Source organism: Bryocella sp. (assembly GCF_058498515.1).
Genome location: NZ_JBMHYI010000010.1, coordinates 66445 through 92122, shown reverse-complemented (window position 1 = coordinate 92122; position 25678 = coordinate 66445). Strand labels below are relative to the sequence as shown.

The 25678-nt window shown below is 64.3% G+C and carries 24 protein-coding genes; 13 read left to right on the top strand and 11 right to left on the bottom strand.

All coding sequences use genetic code 11. From position 1 onward, the window contains the following. Window positions 1-54: 54 nt before the first annotated feature. Complete coding sequence (locus tag AC5E6W_RS03070; protein ID WP_491750785.1) at window positions 55-1242, bottom strand: acyltransferase family protein; 1188 nt, start codon at window positions 1240-1242, stop codon at window positions 55-57. A gap of 176 nt (window positions 1243-1418) precedes the next feature. On the opposite strand from AC5E6W_RS03070, the gene AC5E6W_RS03065 reads away from it, so the two are divergent. The 10 genes from AC5E6W_RS03065 to AC5E6W_RS03020 all read left to right on the top strand — a co-directional run bounded on the left by AC5E6W_RS03065 (window position 1419) and on the right by AC5E6W_RS03020 (window position 9490). Beyond that, the gene (locus tag AC5E6W_RS03065; RefSeq protein WP_491750784.1) at window positions 1419-2726 is read left to right on the top strand and encodes an MFS transporter; all 1308 of its coding nucleotides are present in this window, start codon (window positions 1419-1421) and stop codon (window positions 2724-2726) included. Window positions 2727-3011: 285 nt separating this feature from the next. Further along, window positions 3012-4931 (top strand): molecular chaperone DnaK, encoded by a 1920-nt coding sequence (gene dnaK / locus AC5E6W_RS03060; RefSeq protein ID WP_491750783.1) that lies wholly within the window; start codon window positions 3012-3014, stop codon window positions 4929-4931. Between the two features lie 280 nt (window positions 4932-5211). Then, complete coding sequence (locus tag AC5E6W_RS03055) at window positions 5212-5475, top strand: hypothetical protein (RefSeq protein ID WP_491750782.1); 264 nt, start codon at window positions 5212-5214, stop codon at window positions 5473-5475. Window positions 5476-5478: 3 nt separating this feature from the next. Beyond that, window positions 5479-6420 carry an Fpg/Nei family DNA glycosylase gene (locus tag AC5E6W_RS03050; RefSeq protein ID WP_491750781.1) on the top strand — a complete coding sequence of 314 codons (942 nt, stop codon included), beginning with the start codon at window positions 5479-5481 and terminating at the stop codon, window positions 6418-6420. A 39-nt stretch (window positions 6421-6459) separates the two neighbouring features. Beyond that, window positions 6460-6738 carry a type II toxin-antitoxin system RelE/ParE family toxin gene (locus tag AC5E6W_RS03045; protein ID WP_491750780.1) on the top strand — a complete coding sequence of 93 codons (279 nt, stop codon included), beginning with the start codon at window positions 6460-6462 and terminating at the stop codon, window positions 6736-6738. Between the two features lie 8 nt (window positions 6739-6746). Then, complete coding sequence (locus AC5E6W_RS03040) at window positions 6747-7058, top strand: HigA family addiction module antitoxin (RefSeq protein WP_491750779.1); 312 nt, start codon at window positions 6747-6749, stop codon at window positions 7056-7058. A gap of 2 nt (window positions 7059-7060) precedes the next feature. Beyond that, window positions 7061-8293 (top strand): DnaJ C-terminal domain-containing protein, encoded by a 1233-nt coding sequence (locus AC5E6W_RS03035; RefSeq protein ID WP_491750778.1) that lies wholly within the window; start codon window positions 7061-7063, stop codon window positions 8291-8293. Then, window positions 8290-8601, top strand: a complete 312-nt coding sequence (locus tag AC5E6W_RS03030) for a BrnT family toxin (RefSeq protein WP_491750777.1) — start codon at window positions 8290-8292, stop codon at window positions 8599-8601. The genes AC5E6W_RS03035 and AC5E6W_RS03030 overlap by 4 nt, the downstream gene beginning before the upstream one ends. Next, window positions 8591-8995, top strand: a complete 405-nt coding sequence (locus AC5E6W_RS03025) for a hypothetical protein (protein WP_491750776.1) — start codon at window positions 8591-8593, stop codon at window positions 8993-8995. The genes AC5E6W_RS03030 and AC5E6W_RS03025 overlap by 11 nt, the downstream gene beginning before the upstream one ends. Window positions 8996-9076: 81 nt before the next feature. Further along, a complete protein-coding gene (locus tag AC5E6W_RS03020) occupies window positions 9077-9490 on the top strand; it encodes a VOC family protein (RefSeq protein ID WP_491750775.1) in 414 nt (137 codons plus the stop codon). Between the two features lie 162 nt (window positions 9491-9652). On the opposite strand, the gene AC5E6W_RS03015 is transcribed toward AC5E6W_RS03020, so the two are convergent. After that, window positions 9653-10678, bottom strand: a complete 1026-nt coding sequence (locus AC5E6W_RS03015) for an SDR family NAD(P)-dependent oxidoreductase (RefSeq protein WP_491750774.1) — start codon at window positions 10676-10678, stop codon at window positions 9653-9655. Window positions 10679-10726: 48 nt separating this feature from the next. Here AC5E6W_RS03015 and AC5E6W_RS03010 point away from each other — a divergent pair, with 48 nt between their 5' ends. Then, window positions 10727-11134 carry a MerR family transcriptional regulator gene (locus AC5E6W_RS03010; protein WP_491750773.1) on the top strand — a complete coding sequence of 136 codons (408 nt, stop codon included), beginning with the start codon at window positions 10727-10729 and terminating at the stop codon, window positions 11132-11134. A gap of 28 nt (window positions 11135-11162) precedes the next feature. Here AC5E6W_RS03010 and AC5E6W_RS03005 read toward each other — a convergent pair whose 3' ends face one another. Then, window positions 11163-12242: a DUF3298 domain-containing protein gene (locus AC5E6W_RS03005; RefSeq protein WP_491750772.1), complete on the bottom strand. Its 1080-nt coding sequence runs from the start codon at window positions 12240-12242 to the stop codon at window positions 11163-11165. Between the two features lie 98 nt (window positions 12243-12340). On the opposite strand from AC5E6W_RS03005, the gene AC5E6W_RS03000 reads away from it, so the two are divergent. Beyond that, window positions 12341-13522, top strand: coding sequence for a glycosyltransferase (locus AC5E6W_RS03000; RefSeq protein WP_491750771.1), 1182 nt, complete (start codon window positions 12341-12343; stop codon window positions 13520-13522). A 337-nt stretch (window positions 13523-13859) separates the two neighbouring features. On the opposite strand, the gene AC5E6W_RS02995 is transcribed toward AC5E6W_RS03000, so the two are convergent. Beyond that, complete coding sequence (locus AC5E6W_RS02995) at window positions 13860-15926, bottom strand: ArnT family glycosyltransferase (RefSeq protein ID WP_491750770.1); 2067 nt, start codon at window positions 15924-15926, stop codon at window positions 13860-13862. Further along, on the bottom strand, window positions 15923-17950 hold the full coding sequence (locus tag AC5E6W_RS02990; RefSeq protein ID WP_491750769.1) for an ArnT family glycosyltransferase: 2028 nt from the start codon (window positions 17948-17950) through the stop codon (window positions 15923-15925). Before AC5E6W_RS02990 ends, AC5E6W_RS02995 begins: the two co-directional genes overlap by 4 nt. 226 nt (window positions 17951-18176) lie before the next feature. Here AC5E6W_RS02990 and AC5E6W_RS02985 point away from each other — a divergent pair, with 226 nt between their 5' ends. Next, window positions 18177-19751 (top strand): Ppx/GppA phosphatase family protein, encoded by a 1575-nt coding sequence (locus AC5E6W_RS02985; protein WP_491750768.1) that lies wholly within the window; start codon window positions 18177-18179, stop codon window positions 19749-19751. Here the strand turns inward: AC5E6W_RS02985 and AC5E6W_RS02980 are convergent. From AC5E6W_RS02980 to AC5E6W_RS02955, 6 genes are all read right to left on the bottom strand, one after another. Next, window positions 19703-20242, bottom strand: coding sequence for a SixA phosphatase family protein (locus tag AC5E6W_RS02980; protein WP_491750767.1), 540 nt, complete (start codon window positions 20240-20242; stop codon window positions 19703-19705). The two genes, AC5E6W_RS02985 and AC5E6W_RS02980, sit on opposite strands and share 49 nt — an antisense overlap. After that, a complete protein-coding gene (locus AC5E6W_RS02975; protein ID WP_491750766.1) occupies window positions 20239-20415 on the bottom strand; it encodes a hypothetical protein in 177 nt (58 codons plus the stop codon). The genes AC5E6W_RS02980 and AC5E6W_RS02975 overlap by 4 nt, the downstream gene beginning before the upstream one ends. 63 nt (window positions 20416-20478) lie before the next feature. Further along, entirely contained in the window at window positions 20479-21156 is a 678-nt protein-coding gene (locus AC5E6W_RS02970; protein WP_491750765.1) for a class I SAM-dependent methyltransferase, read from the bottom strand. Window positions 21157-21195: 39 nt separating this feature from the next. Continuing rightward, window positions 21196-22137, bottom strand: a complete 942-nt coding sequence (locus AC5E6W_RS02965; protein ID WP_491750764.1) for a hypothetical protein — start codon at window positions 22135-22137, stop codon at window positions 21196-21198. Between the two features lie 72 nt (window positions 22138-22209). Then, window positions 22210-24132 (bottom strand): glycoside hydrolase family 57 protein, encoded by a 1923-nt coding sequence (locus AC5E6W_RS02960; protein WP_491750848.1) that lies wholly within the window; start codon window positions 24130-24132, stop codon window positions 22210-22212. A gap of 411 nt (window positions 24133-24543) precedes the next feature. Next, window positions 24544-25623 (bottom strand): BON domain-containing protein, encoded by a 1080-nt coding sequence (locus AC5E6W_RS02955; RefSeq protein WP_491750763.1) that lies wholly within the window; start codon window positions 25621-25623, stop codon window positions 24544-24546. Between the last annotated feature and the right edge of the window lie 55 nt (window positions 25624-25678).

The window sequence follows — 25678 nt, the reverse complement described above, 5'->3', positions numbered from 1 at the left end:
CTCGATTCGGCGCGATCTTCGCACTTGAATCTTACGGGCGAATTTTGGATCAGGCTACGTCCGCGGGGGCTCGATGGGGAAGTGCCGGCGTAGGGAGAGGAATGGGCGCTCCAACAGCTCGTAGGAGAGAAATGAGAGGGCGACGCTCAAGATGATGCCGAGGACGAGGCGGAAGCAGCCATAGAGCGCGCCGGTGGAGTGGGTGGCGCGTTCGGCGAGTTTGCTGGCGGGGCCGAGGAGCAGCGGGTGCAGAAGGAAGATGCCGTAGCTGAGGCGTCCGAGCCAGACGAGGGGAAAGAGTGCCAGGGTGCGGCGGAGTCTGCCTCGCTCCAGCGCAAGCCCGACCAGGGCCGCGGCGGCTAGTCCGGCTGCGGGGATTCCGGCGAGGAACATGCCTCGCGTGGTGGGCTGGAAGGTGCGTTCCACGACGGCCACGATACCGAAACCCATGAGGCCCAGGGCGAGAACGATTGGGAGGCGGGAGCGGAGTTGGCTCCACTGATCGGTTCCGCGGACGAGATAGAGCGCCGCACCGAGGCCGAAGGCGGAGGCGTAGGTGAGAGGGAACTCGTCGAAGACATGCTCGTGAACCAGGCCGAGCATCGATGGCAGGGACCAGACGATCCAGCAGAAGGCGATGGAACTGAGGACCAGACCCAGCGCCAGCGAGCGGGCGCGGCGTCGGCCGGCGGTGGCGAGCAGGAGCAGGGGCCAGACGCAGGCGAACTGGAGCATCAGCGCGGCCATCCATAGGTGCTGGATGTGGAGCGGCGAGGGCTGCTGGGCGGCGCGCTCGGTGAGGAAGGGAAGGTTTTCAACGAACCAGGCGTAGAGCTTGATGGCTCCGGTCTCGTGCAGCGGGGTGCCGCGGGCGACGGCCATGGGCGTCGCGATCAGCAGGAGTAGGTAGTAGAGGGGAAAGATGCGGAGAGCGCGGCGCGCATAGAAGTTGCGCAGCCAGTGGGCGGGATGCGGGCTGTCGGGAGCGTGGAGGGTCTCCCAGATGACGCCGGTAAGCAGAAAGCCGGAAAGCGCGAGGAAGAGTAGCCCACCGGCCCACGCGGGAGCGCCGAGCCGGGTGAGAGCGGGTGCGGAGGCCGCTCCGGGTGCGAGGGGGTCGCAGAAGGTTGCGACGAGCAGGGACAGCACCGCGATCCCGCGGAGGCCGTCCAGCGCGGGGTCACGGAGTCTGGTTTGGGAGGAGATCGAGGTCCGCACAGGGGCCAGGCTTACGGTTGCCATCGGAACAAGAGCGTCAGGATTCCAAGGGGAATGGTTGTGGTCGCTCGTGAGGGTCGCTACGGGCCCGCGCCCGTGTTCGGGCTGCACGATGTACGGTTGCTTGGAACTGAGATGCAACTTTGCGGGCGGCCGCCGCGTGATAGAAGTAAACCTCGCCCGGTAATCGGAGACAACGCATGAACGAGATCGAGGCTGTTGGCGTGGAAGCCGCACAGCCGCAGCAGGTTGGGGCTGACGTCGCGGATGTGGCTCCGGTGCGGGGCGAGCGGCCGTGGATCTTCGGGTTTGCGATTGCGCCTTCGGCTGCGACTGCGAATGGAGTGATCCAGGGCGGGGTGCTGGCGTACCTGCTGAGCCTGCAACATGTGGGCTCCGGGGGCCAATCGCACCTCCTGGCGATCCTGGGGATTCCGACCTGGCTGTACTTTGCCTGGAGTCCAGTGACGGACTTCTTCGTGCGGCGGCGTACGTGGCTGCTGCTGGGCGGGATGCTGGCCGGCGCGGTGATGAACCTCGGCTTTCACCAGTCGAACCTGACGTCGCGCAGCTCGGTGGTGCTGATGTTTGTGAGCGCGGCACTCTCGCAGTTGGTGGTGTCGGCGTGCGGCGGGATGATGGCGGGGCTGCGGTCGGACGCGAACCGTAGTCGAGCGGGGAGCTTCTACCAGGCCGGGTCGATGGGGTTTGGGGCGCTGTCGGCGTGGCTGCTGATCTATATGAGCTCGCGGGTGTCGCCGGGTGGCCTGGGCTGGATTGCCAATGCGGTGATCTCACTGCCGGCGCTTTCGGCGCTGGCTGCGCCCGAACAGCGGGCGTTGGCGGTGGGCAGCTTCGGGGAGTCGCTGCGGCAGGTTGGGGTGGAGTTCAAGGGGAGCTTTCTGTGTTGGCGGGCCGTGCCGTACGTGTTGTGCATGCTGTTTCCGGGTGGCAGTGGCTCGGCGATTGGGCTGATTCCGGGAGTGGCGGCGCAGTATCGGGTCTCGGGCGACAGCGTGGCGTGGATGAACGGACTTGCTGGCAGCCTGCTGGTGGCGCTCGGGTCTCTGACGTTCGCGGGAGTGCCGTTCGTTCTGCGCAAGCTGGGGCTGAAGCCTCGAGCGCCGGTGCTCTATATGGGGCTGAACCTGGTGAACTGCGCCGCGCTGGCGGTGCTGTGGCTAGGGAAGATGGATCCGGCGTTCTACTTCACCGGCGTGACGCTGTACCTGTTCACGGTGGGGGCCTGCTACGCGAACTTTACGGCGGTGATCCTGGAGTTCATGGGGGACTCCGGCAAGAGCGGGTCGACGCGGTACAGCATCATCAACTCGCTGGGGAACGTTCCGGTGCAGTACATGATTCTGGTGGACGGCTGGGGCGGGGAGCACTTTGGCGGCCGGGGAGTGGCGGGAGCGGAGTGCGTGGTGGGGGCGGTGGGGTCGGTCCTGTTGCTGGGGTGGTTGATGGCGCGGCGGTTGGCGACCGAGGATCCCGCAGCGGTTTGATTCATCGTGTAGCGATGTGGGGGTGGTCAGCACCCGACCGGCAAAAGACAAAAAGGGCGGATCGAGTTTGGGGCTTGGAGTTGTGAGCTTCGAGTTTGGCCTCCGCTTCGTTTGTAAAGAGGTTGGCGAACTGTGGCTGAAGATTCTGAAACTCGACGGTGGTTTCCTGCATCAATAAAGTTGACAGTAACTGACTCACATGCGAGATTAGGGATGTCACCAGTTCCTCGGATCATGCATCCGAGCTAGTAGCAGGACCCGATCAGGGGCAGGAGAGCCGGAATTATGGGAAAGATTATTGGAATTGATCTTGGGACCACCAACAGCTGCGTCGCCGTTATGGAGGGTGGCGAGCCGAAGGTGATCGCCAATGAAGAGGGCGGCCGCACGACGCCGTCCATCGTCGCGTTTACAAAGAATGGCGAGCGGTTGGTGGGTCAGGTGGCGAAGCGCCAGGCCATCACGAACCCGGAGAACACGATTTACTCGATCAAGCGCTTCATGGGCCGCCGGTCCAACGAAGTGAACGACGAGATGAAGATGGTGCCGTACAAGGTCGTGCAGCAGGGCGATCACATTGTTGTCGTGGCACAGGGCAAGGAGTACACCCCGCCGGAGATCTCGGCGATGATCCTGCAGAAGCTGAAGAAGGCTGCTGAGGATTATTTGGGCCAGTCGGTGACCGAGGCTGTGATCACGGTGCCGGCGTACTTCAACGACGCGCAGCGCCAGGCGACGAAGGATGCGGGCAAGATTGCCGGTCTGGATGTGAAGCGCATCGTCAACGAGCCGACCGCGGCTGCGCTGGCGTATGGCCTGGACAAGAAGAAGGACGAGACCATTGCCGTGTATGACTTCGGCGGCGGTACGTTCGACGTGTCGATCCTGGAAGTGGGCGATGGCGTCATCGAGGTGAAGTCGACCAATGGTGATACGCACCTGGGCGGCGACAACCTCGACCAGCGGATTGTGGACTGGCTGATCTCGGAGTTCAAGAGCGAGACCGGTCTGGACCTGACGTCGAAGGGCAACGAGATGGCGCTGCAGCGTCTGAAGGACGCGGCGGAGAAGGCCAAGATCGAGCTGTCGACGGCGCAGGAGTCGGAGATCAACCTGCCGTTTATCACGGCGGATGCAAGCGGGCCGAAGCACCTGGTTCGCACGCTGAGCCGCGCCAAGCTGGAGTCGCTGGTTGGCGATCTGCTGGAGAAGTCGGTTGGGCCGTGCAAGCAGGCGCTGAAGGATGCGGGCATCGACGCGAGCAAGATCGATGAGGTTGTTCTCGTCGGTGGACAGACTCGTATGCCGGCGATCCAGGAGCTGGTGAAGAAGCTGTTCGGCAGGGAGCCGCACAAGGGCGTGAACCCGGATGAGGTCGTCGCGATTGGTGCGGCGGTGCAGGCCGGTGTGCTCGCGGGCGATGTGAAGGACCTGCTGCTGCTGGATGTGACTCCGTTGACGCTCTCCATCGAGACGATGGGCGGCGTGGCGACGAGCATGATCCCGCGCAACACGACGATCCCGACGAAGAAGAGCGAAACGTTCTCGACGGCGGCCGATAACCAGACCGAAGTTGAGGTTCACGTGATGCAGGGCGAGCGCCCGATGGCGAACCAGAACCGTACGCTGGGCAAGTTCAAGCTGGGCGGCATCATGCCGGCTCCGCGGGGCGTGCCGCAGATTGAGGTGACGTTCGACATCGACGCCAACGGCATCCTGAACGTGTTCGCGAAGGACAATGCGACGGGCAAGGACGCGAAGATCACGATCACGAGCTCTTCGGGCCTGAGCAAGGACGAGGTGGAGCGCATGGCCAAGGAGGCCGAAGCGCATGCTGCCGAGGACAAGGAAGCCAAGGAGAAGATCGAGGCTCGCAACCAGCTCGATTCCATGGTGTACAACGTCGAGAAGCTGGTGAAGGATGGCGGCGAGAAGGTTGCCGCAGCCGACAAGAGCGAGGTCGAGTCGACGCTGGCGGATGCGAAGAGCCTCCTGGCGGGCGATCCGAACAAGGCGGAGATGGAAGCGGCTCGCGAGAAGCTGACCGCTGCCAGCCACAAGCTTGCGGAGATCGTGTACAAGGCGAACGCAGCGGGTGCGCCGACGGACGGTGCGGCAGCAGCGAGCGGCACGACCGAGCAGGCCGAGCAGCCCAAGGACGAAGGCGTGATCGACGCCGAGTACGTGGACGCGGACCACAAGTAAGGCGTATCGGCTTGGTTCGGTTCTTTGCACAGGTGCAGAGAACCGAATGCCGGGCCGGTGCGTAGTAAGAGGTACGCAGTGGAGGAGGAATTCCGCAGACGGTGCGGGGTTCCTCCTTGCTGCATAGGAGCAAGGGGTCAGGGTCAAGGGCCAAGTTGCATCCGGAACGATTTGGGTGCATCTGGGTTAGAACAAGTAGTCCGCAAGGGACGATAGGTACGTCCCACGAGGAATCTACACGCGGAAGAACGGGCAACAGGAACCGGGAGGGGTGGATACCATGGCGAACTTCAACGAGCAGGGCAGAGACGATCGGACGGATCAGGCGTGGCCTGGCCACGTCGGGTACAGGTTGGGCTTTGGCAGCGAGCACCTCAGCGATGTGATGTGGCGTTGCCGTGTGCTGAGCGCCGGCAGACTGTACAGCACCTCGATGTTCGCTACGCAGGATGAGGCGGAGGAGTTTGCGCGCAAGCTGGGCGAGGCCGAGCCGGACAAGCTGTTCAACGTTGAGGCGATCAAGGCTGCATCGGTGTGGAATTAAAGCGTGCCTGAAGGAAATGAGATTCACCGGTGGGCGGAGCGACATCGCTCCGCCTTTGCCGGGTTGAAGATGCATGTGGAGAGTCCCAGCGGTCGCACCGTCGATACGGAGCGGCTGGAGGGGCGGGTGCTGGAGAAGGTGCTGGCGCATGGCAAGCATCTTGGGTATGTATTCGGGAAGGATCGCATCCTGCATGTGCATCTGGGGCGGTTCGGCGACTGGACGGAAGGTCAAGGGCCACTAGCCGAGGTCAAGGGTGCACTGCGGCTGCGGATGTGGCCCTATCCCACTTCTCGCGATAAGGCCGCGAGAAATGGGGCACCCAATTCTGCGGTGACGACTCGGCATGGCTGGTACTCGTCCGATGATGGATCAAGCACGATCGCTCCCGAGGAGATTGACTGGCTGGAGCTGCGTGGAGCGTCGGACTGCAGTGTGTGGACCGATGCGCAGTGGGATGCGTTGCTGGAGCGGCTGGGGCCGGATCCGCTTGGCTCAACGGGCAAGCCGGCAGGCGAGGAACCGGACGATCCTGCGCCGGCGTTTGAGCGCATGGCGAAGGCGAAGACTCCGATCTGCGTGCTGTTGATGGAGCAGGATGTGATTGCGGGCATTGGCAACATTTATCGGGCGGAGTTGCTGTATCGCGAGCGGCTGGATCCGATGATGCCGGGGAATGAGGTGCCGGTCGCGCGGCTGAAGCGGATCTGGAAGGATGCGATTCCGCTGCTGAAGGCGGGCATGGTCGACCGAAGGATTGTGACGACGCGGCCGAAGGACCGGCCGGTGAAGAAGACCGGGCTGCCGCTGAAGGAAGAGGTGCACTACGTCTACCGGAGGCATGGGAAGCCGTGCTTTGTGTGCGGGACGATGATTCAGCGCCGCGAGGTCGCGGCGCGAACCTTGTACTGGTGTCCAGTGTGCCAGGCAGCGGAAAGGGGTTGAACGCGGAGCGTATAACGCGTCGCGTGATACGATGTTGCGGTGATCGGGAGCTTTGCGAACGCGGAGACGCGTCAGGTGTTTCTCACGGGAAAGAGCAGCCGCTTCGGGAACATCGCGAGGGTTGCGGCACGCCGGCTGGGTGCTCTGGAGTTTGCCATGAGTTTGAATGACCTTCGCGATCCTCCGGGAAACCGCTTGGAGAAGCTGAAGGGTGATCGCGCTGGCCAGTATAGTCTGCGCATTAACGACCAGTATCGCGTTTGCTTTCGCTGGCAAGGACAGGAAGCTCACGACGTCGAGATCGTCGATTATCACTGAGGTGTGCGATGGCAGTACGGAATGCAAACGATCAATTGGTGGCAATTCATCCAGGCGAGTTTCTTCGCGAGGATTACATGATGCCGCTTGATCTTTCGGCGAACGCTCTGGCCATGGCACTGCGGGTGCCCGTGACGCGAATCTCAGAGATCGTGAATGAGCGGCGTGGCATCACGGCCGATACCGCGCTGCGGTTGGCGCGATATTTCGGGACCTCGGCCGAGTTTTGGATGAATATGCAGAAGTCCTACGAGCTTGCGCTGGCAAAGAGGGATCTTCTCGCGAATATTGAAAAAGAAGTTCAGCGCAGGGTGGCATAGCGATGGCTGCAACACAACAGAAGGACTATTACGGCACGCTGGGCGTGAAGAAGGGCGCGACGCAGGATGAGATCCGCAAAGCGTTCCGCAAGCTCGCGCGCAAGTATCACCCGGATGTGAACCCGGGCGACAAGAAGGCGGAAGAGAAGTTCAAAGAGATCTCCGAAGCCAATGACGTGCTGAGCGATGAGAAGAAGCGGAAGATCTTCGATCAGCTGGGTTTCTACTCGGACAACATCGACCCGGCGACGGCGGAGGCCTATGCGCGCCAGGGCGGGGCCGCGGCGGCGAGCGCGTATGGCGCGGCGGGAGCGCAGGGGCAGGGCGGCGTGCCGTTCGATTTTGGCGGCTTCGACTTTTCGGGCTTCAGTGGCAGCACCAAGCAGAACTCGAGTGAGGGCTTTGGCGGGAGCTTCCGGGATGTCTTCGGGAGCATGTTCTCTGGCAGTGGCGGCAGGCAGGCGCGCGGGCCGCAGCCAGGCACCGATCTCGAGTACCAGGTGGAGATCGACTTCTGGACGGCGATCCGCGGTGGAGAGACGCGGCTGGAGATTCAGCGCCAGGAGCAATGTCCGACGTGCAAGGGCAAGGCGGTGACGGGCGGAAGCATGGAGTGTCCCGAGTGCCAGGGGACGGGCCAGGTGACGCAGATGGGCGGGCGCATGAAGTTCAACATCCAATGCCCGCGCTGCGGAGGTTCGGGCAAGGTGCAGCACACGTGCACGACGTGCGATGGCGCGGGCGTACTGACGCGCCGCGAACCGCTGACCTTCCGCATCAAGGCGGGGACGCGCGATGGACAGCGCATTCGGCTAGCGGGCAAGGGCAATGCGGGCACGGAAGGCGCGCCGAATGGCGACCTGTACCTGATCATCAAGGTGGATCAGCATAAGCTGTTCCGGCGCGTGGGCGATGACATCCACATCTCCGTGCCGGTGACAGTGATGGAAGCCGCGCTGGGGGCGAAGATCGATGTGCCGACGATTGACGGCACAGGCACGCAGGGTGGGCGGGCGCAGCTGAAGATTCCGCCAGGAACGCAGACAGGGCAGAAGCTGCGCATGCGCGAGAAGGGCGTTCCGAATGCGACGCATGAAGGTGTTCGGGGCGATCAGATCGTCGAGGTGAAGATCGTGGTGCCGAAGGTGCAGGACGAGCGGTCGAAGGAGATTTTGAGGGAGCTGCAGAAGCTGAATCCGGAGGATCCTCGGGACGAGATGCTGAAGAGCGTATGAGCCTTGTACGCTTCAACGCGGGGCGGCTGCGCTTTGAATGGGAGAGCGAGAAGGCGGCTGCCAATCGTATCAAGCATGGCGTCTCATTTCTAGAAGCGGCGTCGGCCTTCGGCGATCTCCTGAGCGTCATCGTCCCGGACCCGCTGCATTCCGCGGAGGAGAATCGATTTCTGTTGCTCGGTATGTCGGCCGAGAGCAGACTGTTGTTAGTGGTTCACGCCGAACGAGGATTGCAAATCCGCATCATCAGCGCTCGTAAACCGACGCGCCAGGAAAGGAGAGTCTATGAGCACGGAGATGAAGACTAACGACTTGGATGACATGCTGCCGGAATATGACTTTTCTGGAGGCGTGCGCGGCAAGTATGCTGCCCGATATCACGATCAGGACGACACCATTACGCTCGATCCCGACTTGAAGCAGGCGTTTCCGACGGAAGAATCCGTCAATTTCGCTTTGAGGGTTCTAAAGGAAGAGATGGACGTTCCTGATGAACTTTCGGCTGAAGTGGATTTCTCCAAGATGAAGCGCATTGATGCGGATATCGCTGGACAGTTCAGGAAGCTCAACCTCGTCTCGCTGGATGCTGATGTGAAGGCTGTGTTTCCGGACTCGCAGGCGGTGAATGAGGCGCTGCGGTTGCTGATCAAGGCCGGCAGAGAAGCACAGTCACAGAAGGAAGAGCTGTCGAAGGCGAGTTAGGCAGACTCTGAGGTTGCCGAAATGCCCTCAGCGGTTGAAGCCGTGATCTACAGTCCGTGCCCCATGTAAGATAAACTTGCCATGTCCCAGACGCCCTCACACTCTCAGCCGATTCTTACCTCCGTGGCCGCGCACCTGTACGTTCGCGACCTCATCGCATCCACTGAGTTCTTCGCCGAAAAGCTTGGGTTCACGATTGACTTTGTGTATGGCGAACCTCCGTTCTATGGGCAGGTGAGGCGCGACGGTGCGTTGCTGGCGCTGCGGTCGATGGATGAGGCCTTCTTTGCCGAGGACATTCGCGGGCGGGAGGAGCTTCTGTCGGCTTCGATCACGCTGGGTAGCGTGGTCGAGATCGAGCAGCTCTTCGGCGACTTTCAGGCTGCGGATGTGTCTTTCGCCCAGGTTCTGCGGGAGGAGCCGTGGCAGGCAAAGACTTTCGTCGTGAGAGATCCTGACGGGAATCTGATCCTGTTTGCGGGGCCTGCGGCGTAGGGGCTTCTCCTGCTGTTGCGAAGAGCGTTGCCGACATGCCATCAGCGGCTGAAGCCGCATTGCAATGAGCCCACTGACGGCGGGACTGAAGTCCCGCCCCTTCAAAGCTCAAATCTCGCCCTTCAAAACTGCCCCTCCAAATCAAAGGTGCCCCTCCAAGGCTCAGACTTGTTCAGAGGTCGGGGCCTTGGGTAGCACGAAGCGGTTGGCGATCGCGTTGGCGAACTGCGTGGTTTCAGGGCAGAGGCCGGCGGTGCGGGCCATGAGCCAGGCCTGCGGGGAGATGGTGATCTCGGCGCGGCCGGACATGGTGGCGCGGTAGATGCGGTTGGCGGCGTGCTTCGCGGATACGGCGATGAGGGGTGTGGTGGCGGCGAGGTTGAACCACTTCTTTTCGGCTTCGACGTCGCCGACGAACTGCGCATGGGATTCGCCGCCGGTACGCATGAGGCCGGGGCAGACGGTGGTGACGCGGATGCCCTTCTCGCGGAGCTCGGCGTGGAGGCCTTCGCTGAAGCCTACGAGGGCGAACTTGGCGGTGGAGTAGGGCAGCATGTGGGGCACGGCGAGCTTGCCGCCGATGGAGGCGATGTTGACGATGCGGGCGCGGGTTCTGGCACCGTCAATCGCGCGTTGCGTGCGCATGTGCGGGAGCGCGGCCCAGGTGGCGTAGAGCGCGGCGAGGAAGTTGATCTTCAGGGCGCGCTCGAAGGCTTCGAGGGACTGGGACTCGATGGGGCCGATCTCGATGATGCCGGCGTTGTTGACTAGGACGTCGATGCGGCCGAAGTGGGCGATGGTTTCGGCGATCATGCGCTCGCACTCGGAGCGCTCGGCGAGGTCGGCGGCGATGAGGTAGAAGTCTGACGGCTGCAGGTGGGGATGCTGGGCGAGGATCTGAGCCTGGGCCTGCTCGAGTTCGGCGCGATTGCGCGAGACGAGGGCGAGGCGGACCTTGTTTCCGCCGGACCGGTTGCGGGCGAAGCGTGAGGCGATGGCGAGTCCCAGACCGCGTGAGCTTCCGGTGACCAAGATGACGGAGCCATCGGCCAGGGGGCGCGACCGGAGGGCCTGGAATGCGACGGCGGCGACGACTGTTCCGCCGACCGCGGCTCCTGCGATGCCGGCTCCGGTGATGGCGGCGCCAGCCACGGCGAGGGACTTCAGCAACGAGAATGCGTTCTTCATACATTTCTTAGGATGCGCTCGGCAGGGCTGGCGCGGTATCCTTTTCGCGTGGCGACTCGACGTAAATCCAAAGGCGCGTACATGATCTCGGCGGTTGCCGAGATGTACCAGATCCATCCGCAGACGCTGCGCCTGTATGAGCGCGAGGGTCTGCTGCGGCCGTCGCGGTCCGATGGAAACACGCGTTTGTACACGGATGAGGACCTGGAGCGGCTGGAGTTCATCCTCAATCTGGCGCGGGATCTGGGCGTAAACATTGCAGGAATCGCGGTGGTGCTGCAGATGCGCGAGCGCATGGAAGAGATGAACCGGCAGATGCAGGGGTTTGTGGACTACGTGCGGACGGAGATGCTGGCGCGGATGCAGCAGGCGCAGAACCCTCCGGGGCTGGTGCCAGTGAAGCGGCCGTTTGCGGTGGTTGCGAAGGCTGCTTCGTCACGCAAGAAGATCAGCTAGAGTTCGCGAAGATCAGCTGGGGTTCGCGCTATTTCCTGCAGGATGGGACGAAATCGTTGCGCGTTGGAAGCAGCGTTGGGAGATCCTGGGCACGCAATGCAGGATTGAGTGCTGGCTGCAACTCATTCCAGGATGCGCAGACTGTTGGCGCCCCGAGGGCCCACGGGCCGATCTCGTAGGGATTGAAGGTGATCATCAGGCCGGAGCTTGAAAGCGTCCAGGCCGAGGTCTTTGCCAGCTCTTCGCGGGTAGCCCCGGCCACACCTTTCTCATCCAGGCCCATCTCTTTCCTCTCGTTCAAGTTGCCCAGCTTCGAGATGAGCAGGTCAACGATGCGACCGTCCGATGCAGCCGGGCGGCTGAAAACGTCGTCGACGGTGACGGCTCTGCTCCGGTCAAGCCACCAGAGAAAACTCTGCCGGCTCTCCTGAGGATGGGCGGCACCGTATCCGTAGGTGGCGACGGAGAAGGAAACATCGACGAGGTGCGGGTTCGCGGCGAGCAGGTCGTAGTCGATATCGATTGTTCCTCCACCACAGTCGTAGCTGGAGAAGTCGACTGGAGGCTTGTTGTCCTCGTCCTGGGCCAGATTTACGGCGGCTCTGTGCGCCGCGGCGTTCCACGCGGCGGCGTTGGGCGTGGAGGAATCGATCTGCGGCCAGGAAAATTCGCAAGTGCCGAACCCCGGATCGTTGGGTATCGGATCCTTATCCTCATCGGGTTTGAATCCGAAGTAAGCGCGCGGATAGAAGACCGTGCCAGGGGTGTTTCCCGGAGTTGCGGAGAGGTCCGCGAGGCGACGGGTGTACTGCTGTGCCAGGCAATCACTGATCTTCCAGCCTTCCTGTGGCGTGTGCGCCGGACAAGCGCGGTCGAGCCAGTGGAGCCAGGAACGCTGGTCCTGGCGGACCTGCTCCGCCGCTGCTGGAGAGAGCTGGTGGAGAAGCGTCGAATAGGACTCGCCGGTCTTGGAATCGAGCGCGGAGAGGCTTTTGTCGGCACAGACCGCTTGCTCTCGCGGCGATTTTGCGAGGGCACAGTTGAAGCTGGCGGCGCGAGCTGATGCCAGGGCGGCAAACAGAAATGCGAGGACGACGAAGCGGCGCATGTGGGGTGCTTCTCCGGGGTGCAGCGGTTGCGGCAGGGCTACTTTACACTGGGTAGGACGCTGCGCTGTGACTTGGCGATGGGAGCGTCTCCCTTCGGATGCATATTTTTCTTCACATTTTGTATTGGGTGGCGCTGGTTGGCAGCGTGACCTCGACCATTTACTGCGGCATGGTGCTGGTGGCGGCGATCCGCTTCGGGATCAGGAAGCAGCGCGAGGAGCATGAGCCTGCGACGTACCTTCCTCCGATCAGCGTGCTGAAGCCGCTGCATGGCACGGAGGAGGGCCTGGAGCGGAACCTCGAGACGTTCTTCGAGCAGCAGTACCCGGAGTTCGAGCTGCTGTTCTGCGCGCGGCAGGCGAGCGACGAGGGGCTGCAACTGGCGCAGCGGGTGGGGACACGCTACCCGCAGGTGAACGCGCGGTACGTCACGTGCGGCGAGCCGATGCCGAAGTTCCATAACGCGAAGGTGTACTCGCTGGCGAAGCTGGACTCCGAGGCGAAGTATGCGACCTATGTGACCAGCGATGCCGACGTGCGGGTGGATCCGAACTACCTGGTGCGCGTGGTGAACATGCTCAAGGACCCGAAGATGATGCTGGCTTCGTGCCTGTACCTGGGGACGGCACATGAGGGCGCAGGGTTTGCTTCACAGCTGGATGCGGTGGGCAAGAGCGTCGAGATGACCTCGGGCGTGTTGGTGGCGACGATGCTGGAGGGAACGAAGTTTGCGCTGGGCGCGACGCAGGTGCTGCGCAAGGAAGGCTTCCAGATTGTGGGCGGCTTCGATGAGCTGGGGCAGTTCTATGCGGACGATTTTGTGCTGGGCAACCGGCTGGCGACGAAGGGATACGGCGTGCGCATGGCGTCGCACACGATCCGGCTGATGGTGCAGGACTCGCCGTTCTGGCTGAGCTTCCGGAACCAACTGCGCTGGATGCAGAGCACGCGGCGGTCGAGGCCGTGGGGACACCTGGGCACGGGGCTGACGTTTGCGATGCCCTATGGGCTGATTGGGCTGGCGTGGGGTGTGCTCTCGGGACATGCGGCGCTGGGTGGGCTGTGGCTGCTGGCGATGGTCGCGAACCGGTGGTTGCAGGCGGGTGCTGTGCTCGGCGTGCTGGGCGACGATCAGTGGCTGAAGAACACGTTGATCTACCCGCTGCGTGACCTGCTGGGCGGCATCCTGTGGGCGGGCAGCTATGGTGGGGAGAACTTTTACTATCGCGGCAAGGTGTACAAGCTGAAGGATGGCGGGCGGGTGGAAGAGCCTTCTTAGCGTTGCGCGTTAGCTCTTCGAGGTAGCCCTGCGGGTTAGCGCTTCGCGTTAGCGGGTCAGCAGGTTAGCGAGTTGGTGCTTCGCGCTAAACCTTCGGGGTAGTGAAGTGCATTTCATTACGTTAGGGAGTGGGCGTGGTGCAAGGGAGGCTCGCTCCTGTCCTCAGCATCCGCTCCCTCAGCGGCCAGCCGTCTCATCCCATCTAAAGCCAGATGATTCTTGCGGGTTTTTGTCACGGCTGAAGCCGTGACCTGCCGTTCGTGCTGCGTCATCAAAGGAGCACTGACGGGCGCTGAGATTCTCGGCGACTCACGAGGTTTTCGGCTAGAGTGCATCGTTAGGAATTGCAGAGGTTCTGCGGTCGTTGGCGTGTTGAGGTGGCGGGTGCGCTGTTGCGGAGGATGGTTTTGCCTCCGCTGTCGGCGACTTTGTAGACCGGGCCGGCCTGGCATAGCTGGGGGATGCGCTGATCCGGATGATAGGTCAGCAGGTAGAGGCTGGTTCGGTTCCGCCACCACTGGGTGAGGTCGGCGTCGGTGAGGAAGATGGGGCGGGCGTCGGGCCAGAAGCTGCCGAACCAGGGGCCGTTGATGCGGCCGTTGACCAGCAACACGGGATTGTTGAGGTAGAAGAGCAGCGAGGAGCCTGAGGTGAGTTCGCCGTCGATGAGGACGGGACTCTTCTGGGTGGGATCGTCGTGCGCGATGGCTTGCGCGAGGTCCTTGGAGCCGAGGATGGGGTAGAAGCGCGCGAGGCCTTCGTGTGCGGCCATCAGGACGATGGTCATGGCTCCGGCGACGACGAGATTTGCGGCGAAGGAGAAGCCTTTGCGGCGGATGAGGTAGGCGATGGGGCCTAGCGCGAGCATTGCCAGTGAGACCGCAAGGAGTGGGCCGCGGAAGAAGCCCATGGCTCCTTGCGTGAGGTCGAAGACGTGGCCGAGGGAGAGGTTGTAGAGGGCGGGGTTGGAGCTGAGGGCTTCGTTGAGCGTGAGTCCGGGCCTGGGCGCGGGCGAGGTGATCGCAAGCGCTCCGCAGATGAGGAAGAGGATGGTACCGAGTGGTACCAGCATGTAGAGGGAGCCACGGAGGGCCTGGGCGTATGGGGCGCTACGATCCCACGTCTCAGAGTCGAGACGTGGGGCACCCGATGTGTGGGTGAGCTTGCGATCCGCTGCGGCGAGCAGGCCTCCGGCGAGGAGCGCAAGCGCGGGGAGGGCGGGAAGGTGGTAGTACTCCTGCCGCGAGGAGACGGTGAAGAAGCCGAGGACAATGCCGGCCCAGAGCATGCAGGTGAGGGCGGCTTCGTGGCGGACTGCGGTGAGGCTTTCCTGCAGGGCGCTCTCGTGGCCGGCGTGGAGGTCGGAGTCGAAGCGGCTGTTGAGGTCGCGGGAGACGCGGAGCGTGTGCCAGGCGTTGCGCAGGGCTGCGGGAAGGAACGCGGCCCAGGGGATGAGCCAGAGGAAGAGCAGGAGCCAGAAGAGCGGGATGGGTACCTGGCCGTAGTCGTGGGGGATGCGCTTGCCGAGGAAGCGCGCGATGTGCTCGTTGTAGAGATAGAACCAGGCCCAGCCGGCGCGTGCGGGCAGGCCAACGCCTGGGGGCATGGGCACGGGCGGGTTGCGCAGCGCGGCGAGTACATGCCAAGGGGCTGCGACGACGAGGAACGCGAGTGTTGCGGGGACCACGCTGAGGCGCGTGAGCAGCTTGAGGCGGCGCGTGATCGCGAGGTACAGCAGCACAAAGCCGACGGGGAAGACGATGCCGATGAAGCCCTTGGTGAGGACGTCGATGCCCATGACCGCGCCGAAGCCGAGCATGGGGAGAATGGCGGAGCGGCCTTCGCGAAGGCGATCGAGCGCGATGAGGAAGAGGTGGATGGCGAGCGTCATCCACAGCGCGAGCAGGATGTCGGGGATGTAGAAGCGCGTGTAGAGATACGGGCCGATGGAGGTTACGAGGGCGAGGGCGGCGTAGAGACCGCCGCGGTCGGGAGCGTGCTGCGGCGAGAGGCCGGCGAAGAAGCGAATGCCCAGGGTGTAGACCGCGAGGAGCAGTACGAGCACGCCAAGGGCCAGCGGAAGGCGGGCGGCCCAGTCATGCTGGCCGAAGAGGCGCATGGAGCCGGCGGCCATCCAGTACATGAGCGGCGGCTTGTCGAAGAAACGGATGCCGTCGATGTAGGGGGTGACGAAGTCGTGGCGGCCGAGCATCTCTCGCGCGATCTGGGTGTAGACGGAATCGACGTCGTCGAGCAGGCCGGGCGTGAAGAGGCCGCCGAGCTGGAGCACGGCCCAGACGGCGGAGAGCAGAGCGAGCGAGGACCAGCGCCAGCGGCGCTGGGAAACGAAAGTGAAGGGAGCAGACGGGAAGCTTATGTGAGCCCGTGCTTCGGGCGGGATCATGGAATGCTCCGGTTGACGTGCTGGGAGAACGTCTGAGGATCGGCTTGCTTGCCTTGGGTTGTCAATGCGGCGGAAGAGAGGAGCGGACGGTCCGTGTAGAGAGCCTTGTTGGACTCGGTCATGAGGAGGAAGCGTGGGCTGAGGTGCAGAGCGTCGACGTGGCCGCGCTCGGCGTCGGGTACGAAGAGGATCTTCCGCTCGCCCTTGCCCCAGGTGGATCGCAGCTGGTCGTGGGTGAGGAAGACGGGCGCGGCGTCGGGCAGAGTGCTGCCGAAGAGCATGGAGGTGGAACGGCCGTCTACGAGCTGCACCGGGCGGGCGAGATAGAAGGGGATGGAAGAGCCCTGCGCTTGGTCGCCGAAGAGGAGGATTGGCGTGTTGGGCTCGAGCTGATGGGAGCGTTCGAGCTCGAGGATGCGCTGCGCGGTGTTGTAGGAGGAGAGCAGCGGTGAGAAGCGGACGAAGGCGATGTGTGCTGCGATGAGGATGGCTGTGCTGGTGAGGGCTACGGCGATGAGCGAGGCGTAACGCTTAGCGCGGGTGTGGAGGAAGAGGGCGATCGCGGGGCCGATGGCGAAGGCGAGCGCGGCGAGCAGAGCTGGTAAGCGAAGCGCAGCGAAGGCTCCGGCGGTGAGGTCGAAGAAGTGCGACATGGAGAGGGTGTAACCGCCGACATCGCGACGGGCCATGAGGGCTCCGATGTCGCTGGTGGCTGCCGCGTGTCGGGAGGTCCAGAGGGCACAGCCGAGGACGATGGCGGCGGCGATACCGAGGAATGCGAAGACGGCATAGGCCGCCATGAGTGCGTACCCTGCGAAGCCGCGGATGCGCTGTGGGCTCAGGCGCGCGAGCGGGGCGGTGAGCAGCATGAGGAGCGGGAGATACGCGGGGAGCGTGTAGTACTCCTGATTGGTCGAGAAGGCGAAGAAGACGAGGATCAGGGCCGCGAAGATCGTGAGTAGCGTTTCCGTCCGCTGGGTGAAGGTGGGTTCGGGCCTGTTAGATTGCCGGGTCGAGCGGGCCAATTCGATGCGGGAGAGCTGGTGCTCGCGCGCGTCGGTTGCGGTGGTGCGCTCGCGCCACCAGAGGAGCAGTGAGGCGGGAGCGAAGAGGCTCCAGGGGAAGAGCCAGACGAGGTGCAGCAGCCAGTAGGCGAGGGCGGGAAGCTTGTTGTAGTCGCGGGGCTCGCGGCGGCCGAGGAAGCGCAGGAAGTGCTCGTTGACGAAGTAGAACCAGAGGAAGCCGTGGTGGGCGGGGCGCTCGGGATAGCGCATGGCTGCGAGTACATGCCAGGGCGCTGCGAGAGCGAGGAAGAGCAGCAGGCCGGAGCCGAGGCGCAGGCGATAGAGGCGGGTGAAGTCGCGCGTGAGCAGAAGGTAGAGGATGGCGGCTCCGCCGACGAAGACCAGGGCGACGAGGCCCTTGGTGAGCACGGCGGCGGCCAGGGCGGCCCAGGCGGCGTAGGCGTGCAGGCGCGGGGTGCGGCAGCTGGATTCCATCGCACGGAGCAAGAGATAGAGGGTGAGGGCGAGCAGCAGAGCGAGCAGGGCGTCGGGGATGAAGACGCGGGTGAAGAGGAAGACGCCGAAGCTGGTGAGGACGGCCAGTCCAGCGAGGAGGCTGGCGCGTTCGGCCTGCTCGATCCACGCACGGCGGGCCCACTGCCAGCCGAGCAGGGCGAGCCCGAGGACGGTGAGGGCGAGCGGGAGATGCACGGCCAGCGCGCTGTCGCCGAAGGTGTGGAGGCTGAGCGCGGTGATCCAGTAGGGCAGCGGGGCCTTCTCGAGGTAGGGCACGCCGTCGACGTGCAGGATGACGAAGTCGTGGGTGCGGAGCATGGCTTGCGCCGCCTCGCTGTGGGTGGCGTCGGCGTCGTCGAGCAGGGGCGGGGTGCGCACGGCCGCGGCGTAGATGGCGGCCCAGAGCAGGAGCAGGAACGCGAGGCTGCGCAGGGATGCGCGGCCCGTTTGCTCAGGGAGCTGCGGGTTCGGGATCGGGATGCCTTGGAGGCCGTTTGTTGCCATGCTCCATCGTGTGTGTCGCGAGCGAGCCATGGCTCGGGTTAAGGTGATTCGCGGGCCCTCGCGGCGGGAGATCTGCGGCCTTCCCTAGGATATCGGAGTTCGATGTCTGAGTTGGATATCGGACACATCAAAGCCGGTAGCGATCAGTCCACAAGGATCGCGACTGCTTCCATGTATCTTGCTTATGAGCCGGAGATGCGTTGCCGGTTGGAGGACTGCCCTCGCTATGCCCACCTTTGCGGCCATCGATATCGGCTCGAACTCCTGCAGGCTTGCGATTGCCGCGGTACAGCAACACCGGTTGAGGATGCTTTATGAGGACCGCGAGGTGGTGCGGTTGGGGGCGAGCGTCTTCGAGACCGGGATGATCTCGCCGGAGGCGATGGATCTCACGATCAAGGCGCTGAAGCGTTTTCAGAAGGCGACACAGACGCATGTGGTGGACCGGGTGCGCGTGGTGGCGACGAGCGCGATGCGCGATGCTCGCAACTCGGAGGCGTTTCGGGCGTGGGTGAAGAGCACGACGGGCTGGAATGTCGAGGTGATCTCCGGCCTTGAAGAGGGCCGCCTGATTCATCTTGGTGTGGTGACGCATGAGCCGGGGGCGAAGGGACGCTGCCTGATGATCGACCTGGGCGGCGGCAGCTGCGAGGTGACGCTGTCGGAGGCGGGCCGCATACGCTCGATGGTGAGTATGCCGCTGGGCGCGGTGCGATTGCAGCAGGAGTTTGTGCACACCGACCCTCCGAGCAAGGAGGAGATTGCGGGCCTGCGGAAGTACATTGGGCGGGAGCTGGAGCGAGGCGAGCGCAGGCTGGGGCAGCCGCGGGTGGCGCTGGTGATTGCGACCTCAGGCACGGCGGCAGCGCTGGCGGAGGCGAGTCAGTCGATTGCGGCCGCGGCTGCGGCCAAGGGAAAGAAGCGGGCCGGAGTAGCCTCGCGCGTGAAGAGCGTCAGCAAGAACGAGGTTGTTCCGACGGCGACGGTGCGGCTGATCGCCGACCGGCTGATGAAGATGACGAACGAGCAGCGCGCGAACTTTCCGGGCATCGGGCCGAAGCGCTCGGAGATCATCGTCGGCGGCGCGCAGGTGTATGCGATGCTGCTGGAGCGGCTGGGGCTGAAGGGATTTCGGTACTCGGCGCGAAGCCTGCGCGATGGCGTGCTGGCGCAGATGCTGGCGGATGTCGACACGCGCGCGAGTGTGCACAGGACGATCGAGAACGAGCGCCGCGAAGGTGTGCTGCAGGTGTGCAAGCGCTATGGCGTGGATGCGCGCAAGCTGGAGACGGTGCGGCTGCAGGTGTCGCAGCTGTTCGATCAGCTGCTGCGGGTGCATGAGCTGCCGAACGACTACAAGACGTGGCTGGAAGCGGCGGCGCTGATGCAGAACGTGGGCAAGTACATGAACCACCAGGGGCATCATCGGCACACGCAGTACATCATCGCGAACTCGGATATCTTTGGGTTCTCGCCGGAGCAGCGTTCGATTGTGGCGGCGATTGCGCGCTACATGGGCAAGAGCCGGCCGGACTCGATGGACCGGCCGATGCGCGCGATTCCTCTGGAAGAGCACGTGCATGTGGTGCGCGCGGTGATGCTGCTGCGGCTGATCCAGGCGTTGAACCAGGATCAGGCTACGGCAGCGCTGCGGATGACGGCGCGGGTGTTTCCGAAGCGCGTGATCCTGGAGATCCATGGAGCGCGCGGTGGAGCGGAACTGGAGCAGTGGTCGCTGCGCAAGGAAGCGGATTACTTCCTGGAGGTCTTCCGCCGCGCGCTCTTCGTCGAAGTTGCATAGAGTCCGGCGACGATGCGTGGATCTAAGAGCCACTGCAGCGTGGCCTGGCCGCGCTGCAGTGACAGGCGACCGATGGTGCCCTTGCGCAACCGTACAGGGGCGGTGGTGCGGTCGCTCATGGGCCCCACGAGGAGCTGGCCAAGGAACGACGTGATGTTGGGATTGTGGCCGACGACGAGGATGTTCTCGTAGACAGCGCACTCGCGCAGCAGGCGCTGGAACTGGTCGAAGGTGGCGGTGGGCGCGAGCGCTGTGGACTTGAGCACCTTGGCCTCGTAGCCGGTCTCGGTGGCGACGAGTTGTGCGGTCTGCAGGCTGCGCTTGAGCGGGCTGGATACGACCATATCGAAGCTGACCTTGAGTGAGTTGAGCACGTAGGCGAGCTGCAGGGAGTGGCGCTTGCCGTCCTTGTCGAGTGGGCGGCTGGTGTCGAGCAATGGATTCAGGCGGCGCACCCCGGCGCTCGCGTGGCGAAGCATGTACAGATTCATCGTGTCTTGTTCTCTGCGGCAGCGGAGCTGGTGTGCTCAGCGGCGGCGGGTTGGTCCGGATGGAAGATGCCGGGATCGGGGGCGGGCAGCGAGGGTGCTGCGGGCTCAGGATCGGGCAGGGCATCCGTGGGCAGATGCGGCGCGGGACGTGCGGTCTCGAAGTCGTCGCTCATGCTCTCCTAATGCCGCGATGAGCAGGCTCGAGGCCGATTCCGTGCGGCTCCTGATGTTTGATTTTACCGCTGAGTCGTAGTTCTGCGTGATGTCTCCAGTATCCAGAGTTCGGTATAGAGCAGGCCACCGCAGCGCTCATGGCGTTCGATGCGGGAGAAGCCGGCGGCGGATAGTGATCTCTGTGGATCGGGCAGGCGAGTCACGCGCAGGCCGGTGAGCACGCGGAAGACGAAGTAGAGCGTGCGGATGTAGGCGGCTCCGAGAGTCCGCAGCAGCGGGTGGCGCGGGACTTCGAAGTCGGAGACGAGCCAGAGGCAGTTGGGAGCGACTTGTGCGGCGAGTTGCTGCGCCAGAACGTCGGTCTCGTGCTGCGTGAGGCAATCGAGGAAGAAGTGGGTGACGATGAGATCGGTTTGCGGCGAAGCTGCGATGTGGAGGGCCGAGGCGTGGATGGTGTTCAGGCGCACGGCGGCGTCTGGAGCCGAACGCTCGCAGCGGGAGCGCAAGAGGCGGAGCATCGTCGCGCTGGTGTCGACGGCGGTTGCGTGCAGCGTGGTGTTTTGCTGTAGCAGGCGAGCCAGAAAGCGGCCGTCGCCATCGCCGAGCACGAGGGCCTGGCGGCGGTCATGGAGTCTGGGGAGGAAGTGGAAGCGGATGTGCTCGAGCAGTGTGCCGAGGGTGAGGTACTCGGACCAGCGATAGATGCGGGCGACGCGATCGAAGCTGGGTGGCGGAGGCATGCGTTGGTGCAAGGGTATCGCGCTGGGTTGTCGCGCTGGCTATCTCGACAGGATGCGCAGCAGCGGGGCAGCGGCGATGGGCGTGAGCAGGGCAGCGTCGGCGAGGGCGCGCAGGGTTGTGGGAGTGAAGCGGTCGCGAGTGCGATGCAGGAGCAACAGGAGTGTGAGGCTCAGGGCGCAGGCGAGCGGGGGCAGAACGTTCGCTGGAGCTTGATGAGGGGATACATTGACTGCGGCTAGAGCGAGGCATGCGAGCATTGCGGCGAGGGTGAGCGGGCGGAGATGCCGGACGGCGAAGGCTGAGCTCGGATGCGTGGCGCGATGCGGGTGAGGACGGGTTTCCCAGGCGAGCAAGAAGAGGCAGTTAAGGCTGGCCATTGCGTCGCAGGGGAGCATTGCAGTGAACCACTGGATGTTGGAGGCGAATGTTGCGGGGAGCGCGACAGCGATGGCGAAGAAGAGGCCGACGGCGATTTCTTTGGGAAGGCGCGCGGGGTTGGGGCTGGTGTGGACGATGCCGAGCCAGAGTGCGAGCAGTGCAGCTAGCGCGATGTATGCGAGCAGGAGGGGGCGGGGCATCGCAGCCAGAGCGAAGACGAGCGCCGGCAGGGCGATGGCGATGGCGGTGAGGAAGCTGCGCCGATGCCGTGCATGGAAGTAGTGTCTTGCTTCGAGGGCAGTGTCCGGGCCTGTGAGGAGGGCGCGCGCGTCCAGCAGGCGGTCTCCTGCATAGAGGATCCAGACGGCGAGGAACATGGCGGCAAGCGTGGACGGAGTGGCGTGCGGGCCTGCGCAGCGCGCGAGGAACCAGGTCCAGAGTGTGGCGAGGGTGGGGGCGTCGAGCGAGAGCAGGTGCCAATGCTCGAGGAGCGGGAGGCGCAGGGCGAGCTGTGGGCGGTCTCGGCCGAACACACGATCATAGGGTGGTCGCGTGGTCGTGGATGGTGCGGTAGCGGTCTTCTCGAGGACTCGGATCGTCACAGGGCTGCTTTGATTTCGACCTGTCTTGCACCGGTTGTCATGTGGCGGGCGGTGCTGGCTCGCTGAGGTTTCTTAAGCCTCTTCGGGAAGGAACTTGGGAAGCTCGGTGGCGGCGCCATCGAGGACAGGGGTGGGGTGCGGCGATGGCTGCGGATCGAGGAGCTTGGGGCCGTCGTTGGGGTTGATGGAAGTCAGGGCGGAGCCGAGGCTGGATTTCGAGCCCTGGCGCCACAGGGCGGGATCAAGGCCGGGGAAGATGCTATCGCGCTCTTCGATGGCTACGAGGCGCGCAAACTGATCCTCGTTGAGGCTGTCGTCCTGGCTCAGGGTGAGGAGCATGGTGCGCAGATCCTCGAACTGGCCGAGGTGCGTGCGGAAGCGATGCTCGGCGTAGTCGCGGGCGGCTCCGGTGGTGATGAGGAACTGCCAGTCGGAGGACTCGAGGAGCAAGAGTTCGCGGCAGAGCTGCTGCAGCACGCGATCGTGCAGCGCCTGCTGCGGGGCGGTGTCGAAGTCTTGGCTGCGCGCGCAAAGTTCACGGACGGTCAGCTCGGCGGCGTAGAGCTCGCGATAGGTCCACTCGGTTTCGTTGTTGAGCCAGACCTGGTGGTCGCCGCCGGCACCCCAGCTGCCTTCGCCCATGCTGATGGAGGCCATGGGTTTGTGGCGATCGAGGTACTCAGAGCCGGTGATGGGCTTGAGGCCGGTGGGCTGGGTGTGCAGGATGCGTGCGACCTCTTCGAGCCACTGCGGCCCCTCGAACCACCAGTGACCGAAGAGCTCGGCGTCGAAGGGTGCGGAGAGGACGGGCGGAACGCGGTCGTTGAAGCTGGGCTCGAGCGTCTTCCACACGAGGTCGACGAAGTGGGAGGCGTGGCTGTGAATGCGCTCCTTCGTGGCCTCGGGATCGTAGGGCTGCTTGTCGACGATGTCGACTCCGGGTCCGGTGACGCGCCAGTAGCGATGGCCGCCGGGCCAGCGCTTTTTGTGGAAGTCGAGGTAGAGCGCCTCGGCGGGGTAGCCGTTGTCGCTGGACCAGACCTGGAACCCGGTGCGGGGATCGCGTGGGAAGACCGTGGTGGATGCGCCCTGGCCGGTTCCGGGTTCAACGAAGTAAGGCTGATAGAGGCGGCGCTGCGGGGCTCCGATGAAGCGCTGCAGCGAGCTCGCGGCACCTATCCGACCGTTGGAGGCTCCTGCGTTCGACGGTTGGGGAGAAAGATAGGCCGCGATGCGGTCGCCTGCCTGGTCGACGAGGTGCGAATCGACGAGGAAGTACTCGAGACCACTTTCGCTGAGTGCCTGCTCGATGCCTATGCGTTCGAAGGGCGCGGCGAAGGACGAGCCGTCGGAGCGCTGCACGGGGAAGGCCCACTCGCCGGCGGGACGGTAGCCACACTCGGGGATCCACATGCCGCGCGGCGTGAGGCCCAGGTGACGCTGATGGGTCTCCACGGCGAGGCGGACTTGCGCGCGGAGGCTCTCCTCGGTGCCAAGCAGGGGAAGGTAGCCGTGGGTGGCCGCGCAGGTGAGGATCTCGAGCGAGCCCTTCTGATGGAAGTGGCGGAAGCCGTCATGGATGCGGCCATCGAGGGCGCGGAACTGCTCCAGCGCGGAGGTGAAGAAGCGCTGCCAGTAGCGGGCGGTGGCGGCGTAGGCGTCTTCGCGGTTGGAGAGGAAGAATGCTTCGTCCTCGCGGGCGGCGCTGATCTTGCGCTCGAGGTAGTGCGGGAACTCGGCCTGGAAGGCGGGATGCGCGAGCTGTTCGAGCAGGATAGGCGAGAGGTTGAGATTGCACTTGAGCGCGATGCCGTCGCGATCGAGGTTCTCCAGCATGCGCAGCAGCGGGAGGTAGGTCTCAGCCGCGGCTTCGTGCAGCCATTCCATGCCATGGGGCCAGGTGCCATGATTCACCACCCAGGGTAAGTGGGCGTGCAGCGTGAAGCTGAGGAAGCCTTTGGTGGCGGCTTCCGAGTCGAACTGGGGGGCGTGCACGTGCAAGGCCGCAGGTTCCTTCCTAATCAGAACTTCCATTCATCAATTGGGACTAAACGTGGGCGCGGTATCCGATGCGGTAGGACCGAGCTTTCCGAACTCTCGGTGACGCCCGCCGGATGCTGTCAGGGTTCCTGTCGTGCAGGTTTCCTGTCGCTTGGATGCGTCCTGGGGCGAATGCGTCGCGCGCGGTCGGACGATGGTAAGGGGAGCGAGAATGGCACCCCGGGAAACTCCCGGGACCGGAGACGGACACTCTACAGAGTACAGACGCGGCAGAACGACTGGCGCCGCGCGAAGCGGGCGAAGATCGCGCAGCTATCGTGCTTTCGCCATAAAGGGAAAGACGCCGCACGCTGGACCTCGCGGCCCGGGGTGCGGCGTCTGCTGGCCTGAAGCTCTTACAAAGTTTTAGCGAGGCTGGAGGGTTGGTTCGTGTGGAGCTGCATCGCGATTCTGGTCGGGATAAGGCATCTCCGAGGTCTGGACGGCGATCGGCGCGGAGGTATGGAAGTGCACCACGGTCTCAGACGGGATGCTGACCTGCTGGCCGCGGGTGACGCCCTGGACGACGGCCCCGCCGCCGCCTCCGGCTGCAGCTCCGATGGCGGCTCCCTTGCCTCCGCCGAAGATGCCTCCGAGCACGGCTCCGATGGCAGCGCCTCCGCCGATCTTCTCGGCGGTATTCTTGCCGCGGCCCTTGCCTTCGAGGGCGTAGGCGTCGGTGGCGAGGGCGATGCGCTGGCCGCGAATGCGAACGGAGTCGAGGGTGATGGCGAGGCGCGAGCTCCCTTTGTAGTGCGTGGCGTCTTTGGAGTCAGTTACGGTGCCGATGACGGTCGAGCCGGCGGGGATGGCGAGCAGGCCGTCGGCGTCGACCTCATGCGTGACCACGCCGTGGAAGGTGGCTCCGGTGGGAGTGGAGGCGCTGCTGAGGGTTTCGGTGATGCGGACGGGGATCACGCGTCCAGCGGCGATGTGCACGGTCCTGATTACCGGCTGAGGGGGCGCGGCGGCAGGCGGCGGAGGCAACGGAGCATTCTGCGCGATGGCGGCGCGCTCCTGCGGGGTCGTCGGGCGGGACTGCGCCGGGACTGCGGCCGCGCCAGTGTTGATGGGAGCCGGTTCGGTGACGGTAGGCGCGACGGCGACGCCGGCGACGGTGAGGCTGTCGACGACTTCCTTGACTCCGGGGATTTTGGCGGCGTCCTGTTCGGCGACGGAGCGGGCGGTGTCGTCGGAGACGTTGCCGCTGAGGGTTACGATTCCGCCCTGCACGGCGACCTGGACAGGCTGCTTGCCGATGACGGCGTCTCCGCTGAGAGCGGCCTGGACCTGTGTGGTCAGCGTGGCGTCATCGACGGTCTTCTTGGTGCAGCCGGACAGCAGCAGGGCGAGCGTGGCAGGGAGCAGAGCGGTGCGCAGGGCGCGGGCGGATGGCAGGCAAAGGGGCAGCAGGGGCGAGTGAGTGAGAGTCGTGCGAGTCGTCATGGTCATCGTTCTCCGTGGGAGGCTTTGGGGGTTCGCGGGGCCCGAAGTCGAAACA

Bases quoted from the DNA above. Each gene is read 5' to 3' on its own strand.
- AC5E6W_RS03040 (WP_491750779.1), top strand. From the start codon at position 6,747: ATGGCAGTACGGAATGCAAACGATCAATTGGTGGCAATTCATCCAGGC.
- AC5E6W_RS03015 (WP_491750774.1), bottom strand. From the start codon at position 10,678: ATGAAGAACGCATTCTCGTTGCTGAAGTCCCTCGCCGTGGCTGGCGCC.
- AC5E6W_RS02995 (WP_491750770.1), bottom strand. From the start codon at position 15,926: ATGATCCCGCCCGAAGCACGGGCTCACATAAGCTTCCCGTCTGCTCCC.
- AC5E6W_RS02990 (WP_491750769.1), bottom strand. From the start codon at position 17,950: ATGGCAACAAACGGCCTCCAAGGCATCCCGATCCCGAACCCGCAGCTC.
- dnaK (WP_491750783.1), top strand. From the start codon at position 3,012: ATGGGAAAGATTATTGGAATTGATCTTGGGACCACCAACAGCTGCGTC.
- AC5E6W_RS03065 (WP_491750784.1), top strand. From the start codon at position 1,419: ATGAACGAGATCGAGGCTGTTGGCGTGGAAGCCGCACAGCCGCAGCAG.
- AC5E6W_RS02955 (WP_491750763.1), bottom strand. From the start codon at position 25,623: ATGACGACTCGCACGACTCTCACTCACTCGCCCCTGCTGCCCCTTTGC.
- AC5E6W_RS03025 (WP_491750776.1), top strand. From the start codon at position 8,591: ATGAAGACTAACGACTTGGATGACATGCTGCCGGAATATGACTTTTCT.
- AC5E6W_RS02975 (WP_491750766.1), bottom strand. From the start codon at position 20,415: ATGAGCGACGACTTCGAGACCGCACGTCCCGCGCCGCATCTGCCCACG.
- AC5E6W_RS03035 (WP_491750778.1), top strand. From the start codon at position 7,061: ATGGCTGCAACACAACAGAAGGACTATTACGGCACGCTGGGCGTGAAG.
- AC5E6W_RS02970 (WP_491750765.1), bottom strand. From the start codon at position 21,156: ATGCCTCCGCCACCCAGCTTCGATCGCGTCGCCCGCATCTATCGCTGG.
- AC5E6W_RS03030 (WP_491750777.1), top strand. From the start codon at position 8,290: ATGAGCCTTGTACGCTTCAACGCGGGGCGGCTGCGCTTTGAATGGGAG.
- AC5E6W_RS02980 (WP_491750767.1), bottom strand. From the start codon at position 20,242: ATGAATCTGTACATGCTTCGCCACGCGAGCGCCGGGGTGCGCCGCCTG.
- AC5E6W_RS02985 (WP_491750768.1), top strand. From the start codon at position 18,177: ATGCCCACCTTTGCGGCCATCGATATCGGCTCGAACTCCTGCAGGCTT.
- AC5E6W_RS03020 (WP_491750775.1), top strand. From the start codon at position 9,077: ATGTCCCAGACGCCCTCACACTCTCAGCCGATTCTTACCTCCGTGGCC.
- AC5E6W_RS03005 (WP_491750772.1), bottom strand. From the start codon at position 12,242: ATGCGCCGCTTCGTCGTCCTCGCATTTCTGTTTGCCGCCCTGGCATCA.
- AC5E6W_RS03055 (WP_491750782.1), top strand. From the start codon at position 5,212: ATGGCGAACTTCAACGAGCAGGGCAGAGACGATCGGACGGATCAGGCG.
- AC5E6W_RS03070 (WP_491750785.1), bottom strand. From the start codon at position 1,242: ATGGCAACCGTAAGCCTGGCCCCTGTGCGGACCTCGATCTCCTCCCAA.
- AC5E6W_RS03000 (WP_491750771.1), top strand. From the start codon at position 12,341: ATGCATATTTTTCTTCACATTTTGTATTGGGTGGCGCTGGTTGGCAGC.